The 21,770-nt window shown below is 41.0% G+C and carries 19 protein-coding genes and 1 pseudogene; 9 read left to right on the top strand and 11 right to left on the bottom strand.

The window, feature by feature from the left end:
• Window positions 1-132: 132 nt before the first annotated feature.
• From V7K38_RS04700 to V7K38_RS04675, 6 genes are all read right to left on the bottom strand, one after another.
• Window positions 133-1,362, bottom strand: a complete 1,230-nt coding sequence (locus tag V7K38_RS04700) for a hypothetical protein (RefSeq protein WP_334855830.1) — start codon at window positions 1,360-1,362, stop codon at window positions 133-135.
• Between the two features lie 577 nt (window positions 1,363-1,939).
• The gene (locus tag V7K38_RS04695) at window positions 1,940-2,140 is read right to left on the bottom strand and encodes a CopG family transcriptional regulator (protein ID WP_334855828.1); all 201 of its coding nucleotides are present in this window, start codon (window positions 2,138-2,140) and stop codon (window positions 1,940-1,942) included.
• Between the two features lie 56 nt (window positions 2,141-2,196).
• Window positions 2,197-2,871 (bottom strand): response regulator transcription factor, encoded by a 675-nt coding sequence (locus tag V7K38_RS04690; protein WP_334855826.1) that lies wholly within the window; start codon window positions 2,869-2,871, stop codon window positions 2,197-2,199.
• Between the two features lie 52 nt (window positions 2,872-2,923).
• Window positions 2,924-4,357, bottom strand: coding sequence for a sensor histidine kinase (locus tag V7K38_RS04685; protein WP_334855824.1), 1,434 nt, complete (start codon window positions 4,355-4,357; stop codon window positions 2,924-2,926).
• Window positions 4,358-5,041: 684 nt separating this feature from the next.
• Window positions 5,042-5,608: a hypothetical protein gene (locus V7K38_RS04680; protein ID WP_334855823.1), complete on the bottom strand. Its 567-nt coding sequence runs from the start codon at window positions 5,606-5,608 to the stop codon at window positions 5,042-5,044.
• 217 nt (window positions 5,609-5,825) lie between these two features.
• A complete protein-coding gene (locus V7K38_RS04675; RefSeq protein WP_334855822.1) occupies window positions 5,826-7,832 on the bottom strand; it encodes an amylo-alpha-1,6-glucosidase in 2,007 nt (668 codons plus the stop codon).
• Window positions 7,833-8,136: 304 nt separating this feature from the next.
• Between V7K38_RS04675 and V7K38_RS04670 the strand changes: the two genes are divergently transcribed.
• The 4 genes from V7K38_RS04670 to V7K38_RS04655 all read left to right on the top strand — a co-directional run bounded on the left by V7K38_RS04670 (window position 8,137) and on the right by V7K38_RS04655 (window position 11,445).
• Window positions 8,137-8,526, top strand: coding sequence for a hypothetical protein (locus V7K38_RS04670; protein ID WP_334855820.1), 390 nt, complete (start codon window positions 8,137-8,139; stop codon window positions 8,524-8,526).
• A gap of 349 nt (window positions 8,527-8,875) precedes the next feature.
• On the top strand, window positions 8,876-10,156 hold the full coding sequence (locus V7K38_RS04665; protein WP_334855818.1) for an ATP-binding protein: 1,281 nt from the start codon (window positions 8,876-8,878) through the stop codon (window positions 10,154-10,156).
• A 202-nt stretch (window positions 10,157-10,358) separates the two neighbouring features.
• Complete coding sequence (locus tag V7K38_RS04660) at window positions 10,359-10,922, top strand: HD domain-containing protein (protein ID WP_334855816.1); 564 nt, start codon at window positions 10,359-10,361, stop codon at window positions 10,920-10,922.
• An 82-nt stretch (window positions 10,923-11,004) separates the two neighbouring features.
• On the top strand, window positions 11,005-11,445 hold the full coding sequence (locus V7K38_RS04655) for a thermonuclease family protein (protein ID WP_334855815.1): 441 nt from the start codon (window positions 11,005-11,007) through the stop codon (window positions 11,443-11,445).
• Between the two features lie 277 nt (window positions 11,446-11,722).
• Here V7K38_RS04655 and V7K38_RS29565 read toward each other — a convergent pair.
• Both V7K38_RS29565 and V7K38_RS04640 read right to left on the bottom strand, forming a co-directional pair.
• Window positions 11,723-12,039: pseudogene (locus V7K38_RS29565) on the bottom strand (DUF6745 domain-containing protein); the annotation flags it as partial.
• A 268-nt stretch (window positions 12,040-12,307) separates the two neighbouring features.
• Window positions 12,308-12,601 (bottom strand): hypothetical protein, encoded by a 294-nt coding sequence (locus V7K38_RS04640; protein WP_334855811.1) that lies wholly within the window; start codon window positions 12,599-12,601, stop codon window positions 12,308-12,310.
• A gap of 447 nt (window positions 12,602-13,048) precedes the next feature.
• On the opposite strand from V7K38_RS04640, the gene topA reads away from it, so the two are divergent.
• The 5 genes from topA to V7K38_RS04615 all read left to right on the top strand — a co-directional run bounded on the left by topA (window position 13,049) and on the right by V7K38_RS04615 (window position 20,457).
• Window positions 13,049-15,697: a type I DNA topoisomerase gene (topA, locus tag V7K38_RS04635; RefSeq protein ID WP_334855809.1), complete on the top strand. Its 2,649-nt coding sequence runs from the start codon at window positions 13,049-13,051 to the stop codon at window positions 15,695-15,697.
• 258 nt (window positions 15,698-15,955) lie between these two features.
• A complete protein-coding gene (locus V7K38_RS04630; protein WP_181154094.1) occupies window positions 15,956-16,096 on the top strand; it encodes a hypothetical protein in 141 nt (46 codons plus the stop codon).
• Window positions 16,097-16,118: 22 nt separating this feature from the next.
• On the top strand, window positions 16,119-16,568 hold the full coding sequence (gene aroQ / locus V7K38_RS04625; protein WP_334855865.1) for a type II 3-dehydroquinate dehydratase: 450 nt from the start codon (window positions 16,119-16,121) through the stop codon (window positions 16,566-16,568).
• Window positions 16,569-16,697: 129 nt separating this feature from the next.
• Complete coding sequence (locus V7K38_RS04620) at window positions 16,698-17,642, top strand: ADP-ribosylglycohydrolase family protein (protein ID WP_334855807.1); 945 nt, start codon at window positions 16,698-16,700, stop codon at window positions 17,640-17,642.
• A 139-nt stretch (window positions 17,643-17,781) separates the two neighbouring features.
• Entirely contained in the window at window positions 17,782-20,457 is a 2,676-nt protein-coding gene (locus tag V7K38_RS04615; protein ID WP_334855806.1) for an HD family phosphohydrolase, read from the top strand.
• Between the two features lie 81 nt (window positions 20,458-20,538).
• On the opposite strand, the gene V7K38_RS04610 is transcribed toward V7K38_RS04615, so the two are convergent.
• The 3 genes from V7K38_RS04610 to V7K38_RS04600 form a co-directional block, all read right to left on the bottom strand.
• A complete protein-coding gene (locus tag V7K38_RS04610; protein ID WP_334855805.1) occupies window positions 20,539-20,790 on the bottom strand; it encodes a hypothetical protein in 252 nt (83 codons plus the stop codon).
• Between the two features lie 213 nt (window positions 20,791-21,003).
• Window positions 21,004-21,459: a DUF2442 domain-containing protein gene (locus V7K38_RS04605; protein ID WP_334855804.1), complete on the bottom strand. Its 456-nt coding sequence runs from the start codon at window positions 21,457-21,459 to the stop codon at window positions 21,004-21,006.
• Window positions 21,452-21,697 (bottom strand): DUF4160 domain-containing protein, encoded by a 246-nt coding sequence (locus V7K38_RS04600; RefSeq protein ID WP_334855803.1) that lies wholly within the window; start codon window positions 21,695-21,697, stop codon window positions 21,452-21,454. The genes V7K38_RS04605 and V7K38_RS04600 overlap by 8 nt, the downstream gene beginning before the upstream one ends.
• Window positions 21,698-21,770: the final 73 nt, after the last annotated feature.

Here is a 21,770-nt window from a genome sequence, read left to right as displayed (position 1 = left end):
TGTGAATTCATCTGTCGTAATCATTTTTCAACTTGGCATTATCTACGGCTAAAGTTGTTGTTACAGAATTACGAATTACGTTAGCGTAGCGGGGCGTAGCCCATTACGAATTACGAATTACTTTAGTACCCCCTAAAACTTGACCCGCAACTGTCCTGCCAAGGAATTACCACCGTAGGTACTTCCCCCAGTTTCTTGATTGCGGACATTACTAAAGGTATAGCCAAAGTCTGCCTCTACATCGGGTGAAAACTTTACCGTACAGCGCGTTTGATAGGTATTGGCGTTGTCAAATTTTCCGTTAAGTCGTTGCTGTCCTAAGTTGGCAGCGAAGCGACAGCGTAAAAAATTAACAATATCTCCTTCCCAACCCACCTCAGCGTTGTAAACTAGAAAATCTTGTGGGGAAAAATAACCACTTGTACGTTCTAAATTGCGATCGAAACTCCAAGTGAATAAGTTAGCTGCCAGAGAAAACTGTCCAAACTTGCGCTCTAGCCTATTAAATGACTGTACCTCGAAATTACCATCGTTGTAACTACCCAAACGCAATGATGAAAACAAGCTGGTTTTACGGTCAATCTGCCAATATAAATCAGGCCCAAATCGCCAAGCAGTAATTTGATTTTCTAAAGTTCGAGCATTGGATTTATAAGCCCCTTGTTCTAAATTACCTGATAGTACTACTGCCGATAGCAAATGACCTGATGACGAAACTCGCGGTGGCACAATGGGAACCTCCACTTTTGCATTGAGATTAATAGCTGTAGGTAAACGATTAAAGATATCGACTCCGGCTGCTGTTTGCAGAGTTGCTTTCCCAATTTTCCCTTGCCATCCAACTTGCAAGGGAAAATTCGTAATTGATTCAACACCAGGTTGCTCAAAGAAGTTAAAACCTGTCTTGAAAAATATTTTATTGCCATTCCTCAACCGAAACTGAGCCGTTGGTTCAAAAAAGAAATTGGTTTGCCCAAAGTTATCTGTGTCATAGCGATAGTCTGTATCAATGCTTTCCAAAACGGCATCGGGCGTTTTCGGTTTGGTGGAAGTTGTTGGTGGACTAGAATTCTGCGGTGGTTTGGGTATGACTGGCGGTATTTGCAAATCAGGATTGAAGTTTTCGGGGGCTGCCATCAAAATAGGCGTTGGTGCGGGATTTACTTTGGTGGCTCCCTCGGTGAATCCTGAAAGTGATTTCCAGGTCTGATGTGCTTGGGTAGCTTGTAACTTAGCTTCTGAGAATGTCCAAATACTGATGCTACAGATTACTCCTAATTGAACCTGTAGGCATCCCCAAATTAACCTAGTGTACGAAATGTGTCGAGAAATAAAGAGATATACTATAAAATTATTTACCATCGGTCACTACTTATAGTTGTAAATAAAAACTCCCTACCAAAAAGTTTCTGGCAGCTAGCTAATGTATTCTGCTTGGGATTATGATGCCCAAAATATATGCTTGTTAAGACATAGCCAAGAAAAAAGGTTTACTTTTATAGGAAATCGAAGGGTTTAAGACCCCTAAGTCTACACGTAGCTTCAATTTCAGTCAGGGTTTAAATCCCTGTCTCAAATTGTCTTGAATTTTGAATTGTTAAAGGTATAAGGCTGTCCCCTGAATGCCTAATTAGTATTGTTTGCGAGTAAGTAAGTCTGCGGAAAAAATTTAATGTATATGAAGAAATATAAATTGTAAGTATAAGTAAGGTGTGTTTTGTCGTAAGCTAACGCACCTTGCATTGAAAATCGAGGTCTTTGCCCGCGCTAGTTTAAGAGAGCGATCTCGGAAAAGTAAAAGGGAAAAGGGTAGGGGTTTAAATTCATCCCTTACCTTTTCCCTTGAACCGAGAAGTATTGCTTTTAGTCCTATGGGTAAGTCAAGATAGCAGATTTATGAGATTTGGCAGGATATTCTGGTGAATAGTTACTGTGATTTTTACGAACTGCCAACTGTCATTCTTGAGTCTGCTGTTCCTATTTCAGAGTTTTCAGAATTGTGAACCTCAAGAGTTCGGAGCAATTCTCGAATTACATCTGTTGCTGGTCTTCCTGTCAAAGCACAGTACTGTTCAAGTTTCTTCATTTCCTCGGTTGTCAGATTTACTGTTAGTCGTTTAACAGCCCATTTTTTGTTCATAATCGTCTTGTGTCTTTAAAGTGTTGCTTTGTGCCGAAATCACCAAGTCATTAAAATTACTCCCGCAGTGCATAACCTACACCACGGATTGTATGAATCACACGCTTTTCATTATTCTCTTCCAATTTGAGTCGGAGATAACGAATATATACTTCAATGATATTAGAATCACCCATAAAATCGTAACCCCAAACTTTCTCTAAAATTTGATCTCTAGTAAACACCTGACGGGGATGTGAGAGGAGATATTCTAATAAGTCAAACTCTTTTGCTGTTAACTCAATGCTTCGTTTTTCCCGAAAAACTTCACGAGTGCGGCGATTTAAGCTTAAATCTTCAAATTGCAACAAATCTTCTTCTGTTTCTTGCGTGCGGCGCAGATGAGCGCGAATTCTAGCTAGAAGTTCCTCTATGCTAAAGGGCTTAACTACATAATCATCGGCTCCTGCGTCTAAACCTGCGACGCGATCGCTCACTTCATCTTTCGCTGTCAGTAAAATCACTGGTACTGTACTACCCGTTGTTCGCAAACGGCGACAAATTTCCAAACCTGTTAAACCTGGTAGCATCCAATCCACGATCGCTAAATCTGGTGATGAATCTCGCGCCAGGGTTAGACCAGCAATACCATCATGGGCTACACTTACTTTGTATCCTTCACTACTAAGCTCTAATTCGATAAATCGCGCCAGTTTGACTTCATCTTCCACCAAAAGAATATGTATTGTCATAAGTTTGTGTATTGGTTTATGGTGCAATTCTGAACTACCCACACTTTCCTAATCAGATAGAACTACTATGCGTAGGTAAACTTATTGTAAATGTACTCCCTTCCCCTAACTTCGACTGCACACTTACACTACCTCCCATACCTTCTATAAGTGTCTTGACAATAGATAAACCCAAACCACAACCCCCAGTAGTATGAGAACGTGATTCATCTACACGGTAAAATCTCTCAAATATCCGTGCTTGGTGTTGTAAAGGAATGCCATAACCTTTGTCACAAACTTCAAGAATTGCCTGCTCTTGAATTTGATTTAATTTCAAAACTATGGGTGTATCAGCTTCAGAATATTTAATGGCATTATCAATCAAATTCAATAATACTTGTTTGAGACGGTTGTAGTCTGCTTTCACTTCAATTCGATCGAGTTTTGGCTCGATTTTAATTATGCGATCGCTATATTTTTTTGCCATTATGACTACTTCTTCAACCAAATCATTTAGCACATAAGATTTCATTTGAAAATATAAGTAACCATTATCGGCTCGGGCTAAATCAAGTAAGTCTTGTAGCAGACGGATAGTACGTTCAGCTTCCGATGCCGCAGTTTCTAAAGCTTCTTGTTGGGTTGGGGTTAAGTTATTTTGCCTTCGCAAGACACTTTGCAAGTAACCATGTACAATTGTTAAGGGCGTACGTAATTCGTGAGAAACATTACTTACAAATTCTCGTTCTTGCTGCCAAGATTGGGATAAGCGAGATAAAAGCATGGTTAAAGTTTGAGCTAATTCTTTAACTTCGCTGGGTGCATTATCAACAGATAGATGCGATTGTCCTAAATCCTCAGCCGAAATCACAGAAGCCATTTGATTTAGCTGGCGAAGAGGTTGCAGAGAATGTTTAATGTAAAGTGCGATCGCAGCAGTTAAAATAATAATTGCCAAAATAGTAGTAATACCTAAATTCTGCACCGTTGCCACAAACATTTTTTGTTCGCGGCTAATATCCTTGACTACAAATAACTCACCGAGTACCTTACCTTGAACTTGCACAGAAGTACTACATAAAACAAAATATCTTTGGTTTATTTTATACACCTGTGGTTTAATCGGCATCTTAGTCAGGGACATTAACTCAGCTACAGTCGTATCAGATAATAAATCTAAAGTGGCAGATTTTACTATAATTTTATTATCAGGATTTTTTAACCATAACAATATATTAGTATTTGCCAAATTATTAATAGCCTTTTGCAAGCCAGTTTCAGGTTGCATCATTTCACTATAAATTTGTACATCTTGCGGCAAGCGCTTGGCAATTTGTTCTATATTATATTTTTGACTATCAACTAATATTTGCTGCATTTCCCAACTAATCCATGTAGCAAGGCTACCTAATATCAAAGCTGAAAATGTAGCAATACCAATCGTGAGGCGTGACTGTAATGAAAATGGGTCTATATTTATCCAAATTTTTCTGATTTGCTTCACTATTATGATTACTTTTTAGATATTAAATAAGGTTATAGTAATAAAATTAGATTGCTAAATATAAAATTATTATCAACGGCTACATCTTTATTTATAGCTGATTTGAACTTACCTATGTTGCATACCTACAGTGAAAAGTGCAGCCATTTTAAAAACATCGTAAAATTTTTTATTTCATCTACTTAGGACTTACGCACTTTACAAAAGAATTCTCTTGTGTGTCAACGTAGATAAGTCGTTGCAGGCTTTTATCAATCATTCTTTGATGGTAAATAACCGATGTTGTAGGGGCAATTCATGAATTTCCCCTACGAAAGATGTAGTTTTTCGAGTTATCCATATTTAATCTTTCCTGTCAATGCATAAGTCCTACTACTTTTAAACTTTGCAACTTATTTTCTAATCATAAGTTAATTTACTAGTAGTTAAATTAATTTCAGATGAGAATTACCTGAAATTTTCTACTTTTGTATGAAGACAATGACTGAAAGTAGCTATTACTATTTGCTAGACATAGTAAGAAAACTTTTATGTCATTCTAAATAGGGTGGATATGCAGAAACCTTTCACATAACTTTTTTACAAATGGCGCAGCAAATTCCCGAATAGATAATTGCCTTAGCTTATTAGTTTTTAATTGGACTCCAAGAAATCAATAAGCTGAGGTTTAATAGCCGTATTTGATTAATTTAAGTATTCAATCGACTGCGAAACTTTGACTGCTTCTTGAGGAGTAAGATTACTACAATTAGATAATTCTGGTACTACTCCCGTACCAACAAATCTGTAAAAAGGGCCATTTTGCGAACCCAACCACTGCGATAGCAATGTTGGTTGTTTGGCATTACCATATAATCCTAGCTCTAAGACGCTTTTTCCAAATATCGGAGAATTTATCGGGTAACTGCGCGATCCAGAGGGCAAGTCGCCAATACCACCAGATGCTGACTCAATTGCAAAGCATTTATCTGCACTTAAATTTTGGTAAACAACTAAGTAACGCAAGCTATCAACATTTTCGCGCCCAGCCTCAACTAATACTTTGTCCGCACGGAAATTTGCGGGTACATAACTTGGTAATGCTACTTTTAACCCCAGCGATCGCAAAATTTTTAACTGAGTCGGTGTTAATTTTATTACCGAATTGATTTGTGAAGGTTTTGGTTGAGCAATTACCGCAGCTATAGAAGCGATAAAACAGGCGACAATGCAAGAGGAAATAAGGTTAACTGAGTATTTGAATATTTTCATAGTTAATAACTATACAATGGTTGATGAAGTGCGAATTACTTGATATCTCAATATTGATAAGTAAGTTGGTGGGGAAATTTACAAGTATGTAACTAAAAGTTAATCAAAGCTATTGAAGTTAAATTGAACACGTTGTGTATTATGGTTTCCTTTTTGTAAATATTTTGCTGAAATTTGGCTGGGGTGACAGGTAAGTAGTCAATAGTTATTCCTCGCATCAACTCTCTGTTGCCAACCAAGCGCGTAAAACCTCTGCTACTGTCCACGCTTGGGCAATACATCCGCGTGCAGTCATCGGGGCATCACCATCAAAAATTTCGCTGAGACTACCAAGACCGTGTGCTGTGAGATGATTAGCCATTGGTTCTAAAAATTGACGAGCCTGCTCAGGATTTTTATAGACACGCAGGTGTGCTAAAACGAAAGGCCCCAACAACCAACCCCAAACTGTCCCTTGGTGATAAGCTCCATCGCGTTGATACTGATTACCTCCGTATTTACCCTTGTATTGGATATGGTCGGGGGCTAGCGAGAGTCCTTCGGACACGCTACGCGATCGCAACCCATGAGAAGTTACCAGCGATCGCCCGCAAACTTCCACTACACTCCTTTGCTGGACAGGTGTGAGCGGGCTTTCTGGCAATGAAACAGCAAATATTTGGTTAGGTCGCAATGCCGCATCATCACCATCAGGACTGTCTAGAACGTCATAGCAATAACCTGTCTCGTCATTCCAGAAGCGAGAAAATCTATACTTCGTCCGATCTGCCATTGCCTCATATTCTTGGTGTGGTTTACCAAGGTGACGGGCAAACTTGGCCATTGTCCGTAAAGCATTATACCAGAGGGCATTAACTTCAATCGGTTTACCAATTCGGGGCGTAACAACCCAATCGTCAACTTTGGCATCCATCCAAGTCAGTTGTACACCTGCAACACCTGCAAAAAGTAGGCCATCCGCCGGATCGAGATGAATGTTGTAGCGTGTACCGCGACAGTGCCAATTGATGATGTCTGCAAGTACTGGAAAGAGTTCAGCAAGCAAATTATCATCATCCGTAGCGCTGTAGTAGGCGCGGACTGCTTCAAAATACCAGAGAGTGGCATCGACAGTATTATATTCTGGTCGATCGCCGCCATCGGGAAAGCGATTCGGTAACATTCCTTGGTCTACGTATCTGGCAAAGGTGCGAAGAATTGAGCGTGCTACCTCTGGGCGACCAGTGGAAATTGTCAAACCAGGTAGACTAATCATGGTGTCGCGTCCCCAGTCGCTAAACCAGTGATAACCAGCGATGATAGTTTTGCTGTTGGGTTCTTCTGGCATTGGACGGTCAACAATAAACTGGTCAGCAGCTAGTATTAGTTGCTTAATCCAGATAGGTGATTCCTTAGTATTGAGGGGTAGGTTACTATTCCAAAATCCCGTTAGCTTTTGCTCTTGAGTGCGACGTAACTTAAGTGCAGCTTCGGCATTGAGATTTGTTTGCTTTTCTGTACTAGCTACAAATGCGATTGCTTCTCCAGGATTCAGTGTAACCTCAAAAGTCGCAGCGTGGAGATGGTCTTCTCTATCTCTCAATCCCCGATAGCGTTCAACAGCCAAGTCAAAGCCATAATACCAATCATCAGCAACAGATGCACTACCGCCATCGCTCAGTAGATAGACTGGTACAGCACCCGGATAAGCAGTTACACAAATTCCCTCTTCTACTTCTTCAACAGACATCTTCCAGCCATTGCTTTGGGTGTCGCTGTGATAGTCACGGTAGTTGACCATTGCTTTAAGCGTCAACTTCAGAGGTTGCGTGGCCCGACGCAGAGTATATTGAACATAAGTTGTGTTAACACCTTGTTGCATCCACACCCGTTTTTCTAACAAGGCATCAGCAACAGCAAAACGCCATAAGGGAATTGTACCTTCCAGAGAAAAATGTTCAATATTTTGATAACCGTGGGGGCTAACAGTCCCATCTGCCCAACGATTGGTGTCTAGAGAATAAGAGCGATTGTCATACAGGACAGTTTCATCTAGTTTTGTCAGCAGTAAAGTACGACCTAAAGGTGGTTTCAATGCTGCTACCAGTAGTCCGTGATAGCGACGCGTCAATAAACCAGCCACAGTTCCAGAAGCGTAACCACCAATACCGTTAGTAACTAACCATTCTCGTGACTCTGCCGTGTTAAGATTGCCGCAGATTTCCCGCCCAAATTCTATAGACATAAGTCAACACTTTTCCTTGGGAGCAATATTTGGATTATCGATTATGAATCCTCTGGTGTGCTGGGAATGGTATTAAGAATTCTAAAATCTTAACTGGCGATCGCGCTTAAATAAAATTTTTTACCTGAAGTAATATTAAACACTAGTATCTTTGTTAAGAGATTTCTGTAAGTAGAAGCTAAAATGCCTCTAAACGATTTTTTAACGTTATTGCACAAGTCTCCACCCTCAAGTAAGTAGGGATGGCAAACGATAATATTCACTCAATACCAGCGAATTTTCACATCAAAAGGGGAAAAATAAAGTGTTGAAAGATGTTAAACGTTATATTCCTTCAGAAGAAGAATATTTAGAGGCATTTCATTCGATTTATGAAGAATTGACTCCGGGACACAAAGCTATATTGAATAAGTTATATCAGCATTGTTACTTTATGAAAGACAATCGCAGATTACGCACTTGGGAATTATCTGAAGCGGCGGGATATGATGGTGACTCTTCTGGTCAAATTGGTAATTTAGGTGAAAAGTTCTGCAAATTTTTTGGAGTAAAAGATGATGAATTTGGGCAACCAGCACTTGCAATAGTTAGTTGGTTTCCAGATGAAATAAATGGGTATTGGTATATTGAGCTAATTCCTGAAGCCGCGAGAGCCTTTAATCGTTTTCATATTGAAATCCAATATAAATCTTAATATTGTAATATTTTCAGGCTAGAGCCAGAATTTCTATAACGAATTATTGCAATTTGGTTGATTCGTTTAGTTAGCGATCGCACCTCTGAGACTTTCCAGTACTATTATTTGGTGTCTAACTGCGATCGCTTGTAATATTAGCTTATACCTGCAAAAATGCAGCAGACGGCTGAATAATTTCCAGACCATATTTTGAAGCAGCCGCCAACACTTTTTCCATATCTGCGGGACTAAGGCTAGGTAATTGCATTCTCTCTGAAATAATCAGTTTGTTGTATGTAGAATCTTTCTCTCGAAATAGAACAGCTTATTTTTGAAATTATTTTCATAACCCATGTAATAAGTATCCATGAGCAAAACTAGTGATAACGAAATATTGTTGCACAACCAAACTTGGCAACGTGAGCGGCAAATCATAATACGTTTGTCTTCTTTAAACTATCGAACTGGCGAACTGGGTAGCTATTTGCACAATATTGCCTGCGGAGTCAGCGAACTTATTGAAGTTGATTGGACAGTTGTTACCTTTTGCCAAGAAGGGTTTGAAACTGTTCTAGCCAGTAGTCTCGAAATGGGCGAAGGCGAACATGTTTATTCACTACATGGTTTACTAACTGGTACTGTTATCCAAATGGGTCAATCATTAGCTGTGAAAGACGCTCAAAAAAACCCAGAGTATGGACAGGCTCCAGAAGGTTATTGTGCATATTTAGGGATACCATTGCGAACTGCTGAAAATAAAGTCATTGGTACTATCTGTTCATTTAGTCACCAACCACGTGATTTTACAAAAGAAGACATCCAAATTGTAGAATTATTTGCTGAACGAGCTGCAACAGCAATTGACAACTATCATCTTTATCAACAACAGTGCAAATTCAATCATATTTTGGAAGCTGAGGTAGAAAAACGTACCATAGAATTACAAACAACCCAAGCCAAGCTTTTAGAACAGGAGCGACTAGCAGCTATCGGTGAATTTGCTGCCATGATTGTGCATGAAATTCGTAATCCATTGACTACAATGATTATGGGATTAAAGTATTTCCGAAAAACTGTTTTAACTGAATCTGCTCAAGAAAGATTAGTGTTGGCATTGAGCGAAGCTAGTCGTCTGGAGCGTTTGCTAAGTGAAATTTTGCTCTATGCCAAACCCCAAGTATTGCAGCTTTGTGAATTAGATGTGAATGAACTCATTTACGAATTACTCGAATGCATTCATGAAATGCCAGAAGCTCTGGAACGACAAATTGAATTTATTCCGGTGTTACCTACGGTAAAAGTTTTAGGGGAAAAAGACAAACTTAAACAAGTATTTCTCAACATTATTCGTAATGCTTGCGAGGCAGTTGCACCAGGAGATATTGTTAAGTGGAAAGTGCATTGTTCTCATATAAATAAAATCTCCATTAATGTCCACAATGGCGGTGAGCCAATTCCATCAGAAGTTCTCACCAAGATTTTTCAGCCATTTTTCTCTACAAAACCTGGTGGCACTGGGCTAGGGCTTGCTATTACCAAACGCATCATCAATGCTCATAATGGAGAACTGTTAATATCTTCTGACCTCTTAACAGGTACTATAGTAAGTGTTCAATTACCTATAGTTACTTTTCAAAGATTTGATTGATATCAAGTGCTTCTTCTACTACAGCAATTCTAATTTTGGATTAAGTAAGTGGGTCAAATTAAATATAAAACCTCACCCTGCCTCCGGCTTCCCTCTCCGATACTTTGGAGAGGGATTGAGGGTGAGGTTTGATCTTATATTTAATTACGCCTACCTACTTATGATATACATGATTACATCACTTCGTCAGAAAAATAGATAAATGGAACAATATCAACTCAGTCAAAAAATCTGGTCACAAGAAACTTACATTAAAGCTTTAAAGAAAGCAGCATACGCACATCTAGGTCAGAAAATACCAGGTTCAGAAATACCTTATATTATGCACTTGAATCTTGTGAGCATAGAAGTAATTGCAGCCCTAAGTGTGGAAACCGAACATGACGGAAATCTGGCTATTCAATGTGCTATTTTGCATGACACAATTGAAGATACTAATACAACATTTGAGGATATAAAAAACGAATTTGGTGAATCAGTAGCTAATGGTGTACTTGCACTGACGAAAGACGAAAGTTTAGCAAAACATCTGCAAATGGCAGATAGTTTAGAAAGGATAAAGGAGCAACCACAAGAAATATGGATGGTGAAATTAGCAGATAGAATCACCAATCTACAAGCACCACCACATTATTGGACTCAAGACAAAATTATTCGATATCGAGAAGAAGGTATTCAGATTTACGAAGTTTTACAGGATGCAAGTCCGTTTCTTGCCTCTCGCTTGGCAAAATTAATTGAAGATTACAAAGCGTTTATCAATTAGATAGCCTTTTGTGAGTTAAATCACACTAGTCAATTAAGTACTACAATAACATTATATTCAAGCATAAATTATTACATAGAAAATGACGGAATTACTTGAACTAATGTTGGTGCTAGCTACAGTAGTTAGTGTTGCTAATGGGAACACAATTCTGGTTAAAGATAATGCTGGAAAAACAATTCCAGTGAGGCTAGCGTGTATTAATGCACCAAAGATACCTGGACAGGCCTTTACTTTAGGAGCAACACAAAGATTAAAACAGCTATTACCACCTAAAACTCCTGTCGTGATTAGAAGCACAGAACAGCTTGAAAATGGTCGCACAGTTGGGGAAGTATTTGTAGATAATCGGTCAGTAAATCTCCTTTTAGTAGAGTCTGGTAATGCTGTCGTTGACCGAGAATCTTTACAAAACTGCTACGAAACTAAAACCCAATTTTTAATTGCAGAAGGTAATGCTAAAAATAAGCATCTGGGATTGTGGCAGCAATCAAAGGTGCAATTAAAGTTGAATGCCAAGTAATATCAATTCCGGTTGAAGATTTATTATTAATTATTTCTTTTTTAAAAATGGTTAGGGAGGATTTAGCCATTTTCAATTGGATGAGGTAAGGTTTGTATTTCATAAAATTGATAACTGCTATAGCGGTTCTCGGTTGAGTGAGGTACACCCGTAGGGGCACGGCACTGCCGTGCCCTTACACTTCGCGATTAATCTTGTACCGCATCTGAATGAGAACCCCTATATAATCTTATACTTTATTTAGTATGCTTATAAATGGTAAAAATCTCTGAAGCACCTATGTTTGCACACCAAATTCTTCTGGATCTACACCCCAATTTACCCAGCATATTCCCTCACGCGCTGATTTAATTGTCGGTGGAACTCGCAAAGCGTGAATAAAGCTTGTGCTATGACAAGTCATTTTTAATAAATTGGTTCTTCATCAACATCAGCATCAATTTTTAATAGAGTGTATTCTTGCCAAGTATCTAATTCAATAGCTTGTAGTTCTTGGCAAATTTGGGCGTAACCAATACCCTGAATTAACACTCGGCGTAGTTCAGCATTTTACTCTGTCAAAAGCCAATTAGCTTGCCATTGCTGCGGGTGGATTTATTTTACTCGAAAGCTAAAAAATGAGCTGAAAACAAGCTACCTAAACTATTTGGTTTATTGAGATAACTGTCTATAAATTCTGGTGACAATCGTTTTAGCAGCCAGTTACAAGCTGCATAAGGACTGTCTTGAAAAAGGATTTCAGGCTGTTTATAGCCAAAGTCAATTGCAACATAGGCAGCTTTATCTTTATCAATCCGCTCAGTTGAAAACGCAATTTTCCCGATTAACTGGAATCAGAGCCTCTTGCTCAGGCGTTAAATTTTCAATCAGCGACATAACGCCACCCTTCCGGTTCGTATTCCCTCTGAATTTTCACCATCCAGTCACCTTGGGAAATAGAAATAGCTTTATGCTCCTCATGAGCTAGCAATGCCGACTCTGAAAACACACGGAGATAAAGTGTGCTATCTTTCTCGTATAATTCTGCTTTACCCTCAGTAATGCGATGCTTATGTCCCGTAACTTCGCCTTCTGCCAAAATTAAGTGAGGTATTTTTTGTCCTTCAATTTGCTGCACAGGCAGTAAGATAACATCACCTTGACGAATCGGTTTCATGGTTTTGCTTTCCTGACATGGGTACAAACCCCACTTCGCTTTTGCTCTCAAGTTTGGTTTAATTTTGGCACAAGCTATATGGAATTGGGAATTGCGAATTGCGAATTGCGAATTGACAAGAGGCAGAGATGCTGGTCTTGCTAAGGAGAAAAATACTCCCCTTTTCCTCCCCATTCCCCATTCCCAAAGAAAGATATTTTCAAAACTGTAGTCGCCAATTATGCGTTAGATAAGTTAAAGATTGAAATAGCTGGAAGTTCACACCCAGCGTAGCCTCATCTATCCTCTGGGACAGACTGGGGCATAAGTTCACAGGGTTTTCTCCTAAGCAGACAGTTTATGTGAGGATTAAATCACCGCCCTAAGCGCGACTTATCTTGACAATTTGCAAAAATTACCTCAATTTGACTGTTTAGCTTAGTAGCTATTCTTTTTATTAAAATTTCCATGTCAACTCTCGTCATCGTCGAATCTCCAACCAAAGCTCGTACCATTCGCAACTACTTGCCAGCAGGCTATCGGGTGGAAGCGTCTATGGGTCATGTGCGTGACTTACCCCAGTCGGCTAGTGAAATTCCTGCTGCCGTCAAGGGGGAAACATGGGCGCAGCTAGGGGTAAATGTGGACGCCGACTTTGAACCGGTATATGTTGTCCCGAAAGACAAAAAGAAAATTGTCACCCAGCTTAAAGAAGCCCTTAAAGATGTAGATGAACTAATTCTGGCAACGGACGAAGACCGGGAAGGTGAAAGCATTAGTTGGCATTTATACCAATTGCTGAAGCCGAAAGTTCCAACTAAGCGGATGGTGTTTCACGAAATTACCCAAGAGGCGATCAAAAAAGCTTTGAAAAACTGCCGCCAAATCGATGAGCAGTTGGTTCGCGCCCAAGAAACGCGGCGAATTTTAGATCGACTTGTGGGATATACTCTGTCTCCCCTGCTATGGAAAAAAATCGCCTGGGGATTATCTGCTGGGCGGGTGCAATCTGTAGCTGTGCGACTTTTAGTCACTAGAGAACGCCAACGTCGTGCTTTCCATGAAGGTACATACTGGGATTTGAAAGCCAGTTTGTCAAAGGAAAAAACCCCCTTTGCTGCCCAGTTGGTAACATTGGCAGGAACCAAAATTGCTAACGGCAGCGATTTTGACGCAACGACCGGACAAATTACCGCAGGTCGCAATGTCTTGTTGCTAAACGAAGACCAAGCGATCGCCCTCAAGGAACGCTTAACAGGGAAAACCTGGAGTGTTACTGAGATGGAAGAACGCCCTGTGACGCGCAAGCCGTCACCACCGTTCACCACCTCGACGCTGCAACAAGAATCCAACCGGAAATTGCGCCTGTCAGCTCGTGACACAATGCGCGTTGCCCAGAATTTGTACGAACAAGGGTATATTACCTATATGCGGACAGATTCGGTGCATTTGTCAGATCAAGCGATCGCAGCTGCTCGGAGTTCTGTAGAAAAGCTTTATGGTCAACAATACCTCAGCCCTCAACCCCGGCAATACACCACTAAATCCAAAGGCGCACAAGAAGCGCACGAAGCAATTCGTCCAGCAGGTAGCACCTTTCGCACGCCTCAAGAAACTGCTTTGGGCGGTCGAGAACTTGCCGTTTATGATTTGATTTGGAAGCGGACTGTCGCCTGTCAAATGGCTGATTCCCGCCAAACTCAAATTACTGTGCAATTGCAAGTCGAGGACGCTGGATTCCGTTCTTCTGGCAAACGGATTGAATTTCCTGGATACTTACGCGCCTACGTTGAAGGTTCAGATGACCCAGAAGCAGCACTGGAAGACCAGGAAGTAATTTTGCCGAATCTGAAAGTAGGCGATCGCCCAAATTGCACAGAACTGGAAGCTATTGGACACGAAACTCAACCGCCAGCTAGATACACCGAAGCAACTTTAGTGAAAACCTTAGAAAGCGAAGGTATCGGTCGTCCCAGCACTTACGCCAGCATCATTGGCACAATCATCGACAAAGGTTATGCCCATTTGGTGAGTAACGCTCTTATTCCTACCTTCACCGCTTTCGCCGTCACCGACTTACTGGAAAAACATTTCCCAGACATCGTTGATCCTAGTTTTACCTCGAAGATGGAGCAAACCCTTGATGACATTTCTACAGGTGAGGTGAAATGGCTGCCCTACTTGCAGAATTTTTATCTCGGAGAAAAAGGGCTGGAAACCCTCGTAAAAGAAAGGGAAAGCCAAATTGATGCCACCAAAGCTAGAACTGTAGAACTGGAAAATCTAGATGCCAAAGTCCGTATTGGTAAATATGGCCCCTACATTGAAGTCGCAAATGGTGACGGGGTGATCACCGCTTCAATTCCCAAAGACTTGACACCAGCTGACCTCGACCCCAAACAGGTAGAAGTATTGCTGCGACAAAAAACCACTGGGCCCGATCAGGTAGGTCGCCATCCCGAAACTGGCGAACCGATTTATGTGAAAATTGGCGCTTATGGGCCTTATGTCCAATTGGGTGATAAAACCGACGAAAACCCCAAACCGAAACAAGCCTCCCTACTCAAAGGTGTTACCCCAGAAACCGTTACCCTGGAAATGGCTGTTGGTCTGTTAGCACTACCCCGAACATTGGGAGTTCATCCAGTCACTGGCGGCAAAATCCAAGCCAGTTTGGGGCGCTTTGGCCCTTATGTGGTTCATGACCAGGGTAAGGAGGGGAAAGATTACCGTTCCCTAAAAGCTGCTGACAATGTGTTGACAATTAGCCTAGAACGTGCATTGGAATTATTGTCCGAACCAAAAAAGGGACGCAGTTCCACCAACAGCAAGTCCAAGGCAGCCTTACGCGAATTGGGTACACATCCAGAAGACGGAGAAACAATTAACATCTACGATGGCCCTTATGGCCCTTACATTAAATATGGCAAAACTAATGTGAGTATTCCAGAAGGTCAAACGGTAGAAGATATAACCCTGACTGAGGCGCTGAACTTGTTGCTAGCTAAGGCATCGACAGCGAAATCGACTCGCAAAACGACTAAATCAACAAGTTCCAAATCTAAGTCAACTACTAAATCAACGACGGCTACGAAAAAAAAGGCAACAGAAGGTTAATTCCAAGTCAAGAGTCTAAAGTCCAATCTTTAACTCTTGACCCTTGATATCCATCCTTGATAGGATGCAGTTCGGTAGGTTGCAAGTGTGATACTCTAAAAAGTAAGGGAGAACACAACGCCAAATTTTAGAAGTGGCTTATGTCCCAAATACGGGATTGTGTTTCAGCCCGGTTGGAAGCCAGAGGTGCGAGAATATGCCATTTTATGCGTACCTGTTAATCAAAAATTGAGGTAGTATCTCAGGAGCGTTCAGTTCATGGACTATATAGAAAAGGTGCTGGAAAAGCTTAAGGAATTAGCTCGCAGGCTAATTGAAAGTCTGTTAGGGCCGGAGGCTGAACCGGAACCGGAACTGATTCCGATTCCTGTGAACGATCGCACGCGTCGTCGCCACTAAACCCAAAGTGCTGAACTCGACATTGCAACCCTTAAGCATTCTGGCACTGCATGGGCCAAACTTAAATTTGCTAGGACAGCGAGAACCAGGAATTTATGGTTCGTTGACACTAGCCGAAATTAACCGCCTGTTAGACGAAGAAGCATTCAAGTTACAGGCGAAAGTTTTTTCTTTGCAGTCAAATCATGAAGGAATTTTGGTAGATAGCATTCATGGCGCATTAGGACTACATCAAGGGATTTTGATTAATGCCGGGGCATATACTCACACCAGTGTGGCATTGCGAGATGCGATCGCGGCTGTTAACTTGCCCACAGTTGAAGTCCATCTGAGTAATATATATCGGCGGGAAGATTTTCGCCATCATTCGTACATCGCCCCAGTTGCGATCGGGCAAATAAGTGGTTTTGGTGTTCAAAGTTACTTGTTGGGCTTACAAGCTTTGGTGAATCATTTGAGAGTTAAGAGTTAGGAGAGACGCGATTCATCGCGTCTGTACAACAGTTAGGAGGAGAGACGCGATGAATCGCGTCTGTAGTAAAGTTAGGAATTAGCAATCTTTCATTGACTCCTCACTCCTCACTTTTAAATCTAAAATTGTATGCGCCACTCTCCTATAAGTCGGTTTAGAGGTACTTTCGTCGGAGCATTTCTGGGAGGAAGTTTAGCCCCTGGTAGTAAAATGCAGTCTCAGAGTTACCTGGATTTGGGTAGAATGGCGATTCTGGGTACTGAAAGTTTGATTTCGTTGGGTAGATTAGATTTAGATGATTGGATAGCGTGTCAGCAACAAGAATCTCTTCATTTAGCAGTAGCTGATGATATATCGATAAAAATAATTATTGCCACACTACCAGTAGCACTTTTTTTTCACGAAAATCCGATTAAGCTGCGGCAAAACTTGCTGCGTGTCCTAAAAATTTGGGAAGATGACCCAGTAGTAAGGGATGGAACACTAGCAGTAGCTTATGCGATATCTCTTGCCTTAACGGAAAAACTCAATCCTCTAACCCTCATCCCGCAAACAATTGCTTTTCTCGGTGAAACACCGACATCTATACCAAAAAAATTATTAACAGTTCAGAATTTATTAGAGCAAGGGGCGGGATTGTCAAGGGTGCAAGCTGAGTTGGCTAAAGAAGAAAAACTCAGTAACACTATTGCTATGGCATTTTACTGCTTTTTGAGTACCTTAGAAGACTTTCGCCTTGCAGTTTTGCAGGCTACTCACAATGGCAATTTGAAAGTGCAAGATGCTACACCTCTAAGCTTACAGGCTACAGGTATCATTACAGGTGCTTTATCAGGAGTATATAACGGTATAGGTGGAATTCCCGTAAATTGGCAAGTCTTGCTCTTGCAAAGGAATTCTCCAGCATGGGGACTAACTAGCTTTTCCCAAATGTTAAAATTGATCGATGCATTTGTGGCGGTGTGGTCAGGAATGTATGATGTAGGTCTAAATCTAAGAGAGTTAACAGAGGAGGGATGTGAGGTAGCTTTGCTTTCAGTTTACGCAGCTCCTCGCGTTATTCGATCGCGTTAACAATAATTACGTTCGCGGAGCGTGCCGGAGGCTCTATTACAAATTAGCTCGCGCCACCCTAGTTGCAAGTAGGAGATTAAACTTGCCTGATGATTGTCTTTTTTTGAGCTATCAAAGTAGGCAATTACAGGCAGAAATAATGAAAATAAAGCAATTTTTGCAGTTCTTAACCCAGCAATTGACTCACTGGCGGCGACAGTACAAAGGGCTACGCCGTAAGGGAAAGTTAATGAGAAGTCTGAAAAGCAAAAACCATAGAAGAGAACTTCTAAGAACTATCTTTAAGAATATAATTTTATTTTTATCAAAAACCAATGAGAAAAGGGATCGCCGAAAACAAAAAAGAGCGCTCCAGTTAAAGGCAAAATCAGTCAAAACTAAGAGTACTATTTATACAGTCTGTTTAGCTTGGGTGCATGAACAGCGTTCCTGGGTAATTTTAGCGATCGCTATCCTATCCCTTACAGGCATTATTGGGCAAAAATTCTCCAACCAAACTCAACTCCAAGTAGGATACCCCGCGCCCCAAACCATTACAGCACCTTATACAGCTAGCATCGAAGATCAGAAGAAAACAGAAGCCGAGCGCCAAGCCGTCAGTTCTAGCTCCTTACAAGTGTTGATGATGGATGCGCGAATGAACCAACAAATCAACGAGAATTTGCAACAACTTCTGGATGATGGCAACGAAATTCGCGCCGTTACTGGGGCTTTTCCTTTTTTTGATTCTGTAGTTTTGCCCATCTCTACCCAGCGTTATCTCCGCTCTTGTCCTGAGTCAGAATGGCAAGCGGTGCTAGTAGCTGTAGAAAATACGAAAAATCAACACAAGAAAGGAACAAGACAAGCTGCCGCCTTATCAACTGCACCTAATCAGGAACGTCAACCGCGTACAACGCCAGAGAAGACACCAGTTGATTTTTCTCAAAATATTGACTTTACTCAAGCAGTTGCAGAGCTAGAATCTTACCGCGTCACAACTTCTGAGAAAAACTTGTCTTTACTGATTGCCCAAATTTCCCAAACACGCAAAAGATATACCCAAGCCACCGCCAAACTTTTACAGTTAGCCAGTGTTACCCCAGAAGCAGTATACGAAGCATCCCTGCTTTTGGATTTATCAGATATGGACTGGGAAAAAACACAAATGGGAATCCATCAAAGTGCAGAACGGATTCTCAGCCAAGGCATTCCACAGGGACTGCCAAAAAATATCTTACAGGATGCGGTGAGTTTACAATTGCAGTCCTTTGTACCAGAATCCGCCGAACCTTTGGCAAAGAATCTGTTGTTAGCTGTACTCAAACCGAATCTGCAAAAAGATGAAGAACAAACCAGAGAAAACGCTCAAAAGGCTGCTGCTGGAGTGCCACTGGTGATGGTAAACGTACGACATGGTGAGGTAATTGTCAAAAAAGGAGTGCAAATTACTGCATGGAACTTTCAGGTGCTGGAGCATTATCACCTGGTTCGCCGAGAGGTAAAATGGCGGGGGTTAGTAAAGTTAGCATGGGTGATTGCGATCGCCATTAGTATTTTTGTCTGGGTAGAACGACATATTGATTACGAATTGCGACAACGCGATCGCTTATTGGTGTTATTGCTGACTCTGAGTGTGCCAGGATTAGTAACAATGGGATTGCCTTATACCACCTGGAGCGCCCTTGGTTTATTGTTGGGAAGCTTTTATGGTCCGACTTTGGGGTTAACAGTTGTCGGGCTGCTGTTGCCGATATTAGCTATTAGCTTGGATATGAGCAAGGGTGCGCTTTTAGCTGGTGCTGGTGGGGCAATATTAGGTAGTTACATAGCACAACGATTGCGATCGCGTGAAGAATTGGCATTATTAGGGGTTGCGATCGCTTTAACTCAAGGCAGTATTTACCTGCTTGTTAAAATCTTAATTGGTCAAGCATTTGGTTCAACCTGGTATATCGTCCTCCGAGAAGCCGGATTGTTTGCTTTATCCGGTTTCGGCTGGAGTGTTGTAGCTTTAGGGTTGAGTCCTTATCTCGAAAAAGTTTTTGATTTAGTAACTCCCATCCGCCTCGCAGAGTTGGCGAACCCTAACCGCCCGTTATTAAAACGACTCGCTACTAAGACTCCCGGAACTTTTCAACATACGCTATTTGTCGCTACCCTTGCCGAAGCTGCTGCCAAAGAATTAGGATGCAATGTTGAATTGGTCAGGGCTGGGACACTATACCACGATATTGGCAAAATGCACGACCCCCTTGGCTTTATTGAAAATCAAATGGGGAGGCCAAATAAACACGATACAGAGATTCAAGACCCTTGGAAGAGTGCAGAGATTATCAAAAAGCACGTAACAGAAGGGTTGGTGATGGCGCGTAAACACCTTTTACCGACAGCGATTCAAGCTTTTATTCCAGAGCATCAGGGAACGATGCTAATTGCTTATTTCCATCATCAAGCCCAGCAATTGGCTCAGGAAGATCCAAGCTTAACAGTGGACGACGCAGATTTTCGCTACGATGGGCCAATTCCCCAATCGCGGGAAACCGGAATTGTCATGTTAGCAGATTCTTGCGAAGCAGCGCTGCGATCGCTGCAAGTATCGGCTAAACCTATGGGAAAGAAGCCATTACTTAAAGAAGTCTCTACTGAACAAGCTTTGGCAATGCTAAATAATATTCTGCGTGCGAAATGGCAAGACAATCAACTCGTCGATTCAGGACTAAAACGGGAAGAGATGTCACAAATTGCTCAGATATTTGTGGATGTTTGGCAGCAATTTCATCACAAACGCATTGCTTATCCGAAGTTAAAGGCTAGTAGCACTGTGCGGAATTAGTAATGCGATGTCTACGACGGGCTGCGCCTACGCATATCTGTTAATAATAAATTTGATTAATTAATAGGTTTAATATTATACTTAGGCTCCTTTAGTCTTTTGCCAATCTTCTAAGGCTCCAATAACAAAGCTGGCAGATGGATGGTTGAGTAATTGCTCAAAAGCAGAGACACCACCTGCTTTTAAAGCACTCAGTACACGCTCTGACAAAGACTTATCATCTTCAATTCGTGCTAATGCTTCTGTTGCGATCGCCTGAATTAGAGAAATTAACGTTACAACAATCAACGATGTACCTAAAACAGAATATATGATTTTTTCAAATCTTGACAATCTATTGTTTATAAATATTAAGCCATTATTCAATAGTCTTTTTATATAATTCATAATTTTAACTTTTAACAGAAATTCTAGCTAATATAAAACCTATTCACATTCAGAATTGTTGCAATATGCGTTAATGATGTGTCTGCAATTCAGCATAACAAGTAAGTCCTTTAAAGAAAATATAGTGAGTAGCGAACGCCACAGTCAGTTTTAATTAAGTCAAGCTTCATCTTCATCAATAGCCAGTATAATTTCTTTTCCAGGGCGACCGCCCTTTGTCCCGTTAAGTCGAGATGCTTCAGATTTTGCAGGAGAAGTTGAGCTTCCACCCTTTCTGGCAAGTTCAGCCATCCATTTTTTAGTTCCAAATATTCCATTCATCAAAGCAGAAATACTCAAATCTACATCTAGGGTTTTCCAGTGTAATCCTTCACCCGAAGGTGTTACCTCTACTTCTGCTAAATTTTTGACCGAAGCACCCGCCAATCCTTCTCCTACCTCTGAAGGGAACCCAAACATACATTTGTTGGACAAAATAACTATAATCATTCCTAAATAAGCGTCATAAAAAGCACGAGTAGCTCGTGGTTCAGATGTGGCGATCGCATCTGATTTTGCTCTCGCATTAAATAACTTTTCTTTTAATTCTTCTGTAGCCGCAATTTTTTTAACCATGATATTCTCGCCACTTTTTTAGTAGTTCCAATTGGTGATCCGCAACTAACTGTAAGGCTTTCACCGCATCTTTATCACTCATTCCTGGGGATACCCAAACCCACTCTGGAGCTAGGTTTTCATCTCCTATATTGATTTTTGCGTCTCCGTCCCCTTTAAAAACATGGACATGAGCAGGAATATGATCGTTAAGGTAGATACGAACCTCAAAACCGCGTTTTCTTAAAATTGTTGGCATTTAATATTTTACTATTTCTTAAATATAACCTAAGCGCTTGGGTTTATTAAAGGAATAAGCATGAAGGTTAACA

The sequence above is a fragment of the Nostoc sp. genome, assembly GCF_036917465.1.
Lineage (GTDB): Bacteria > Cyanobacteriota > Cyanobacteriia > Cyanobacteriales > Nostocaceae > Nostoc.
This window is presented reverse-complemented; position numbering and strand designations above follow the sequence as displayed.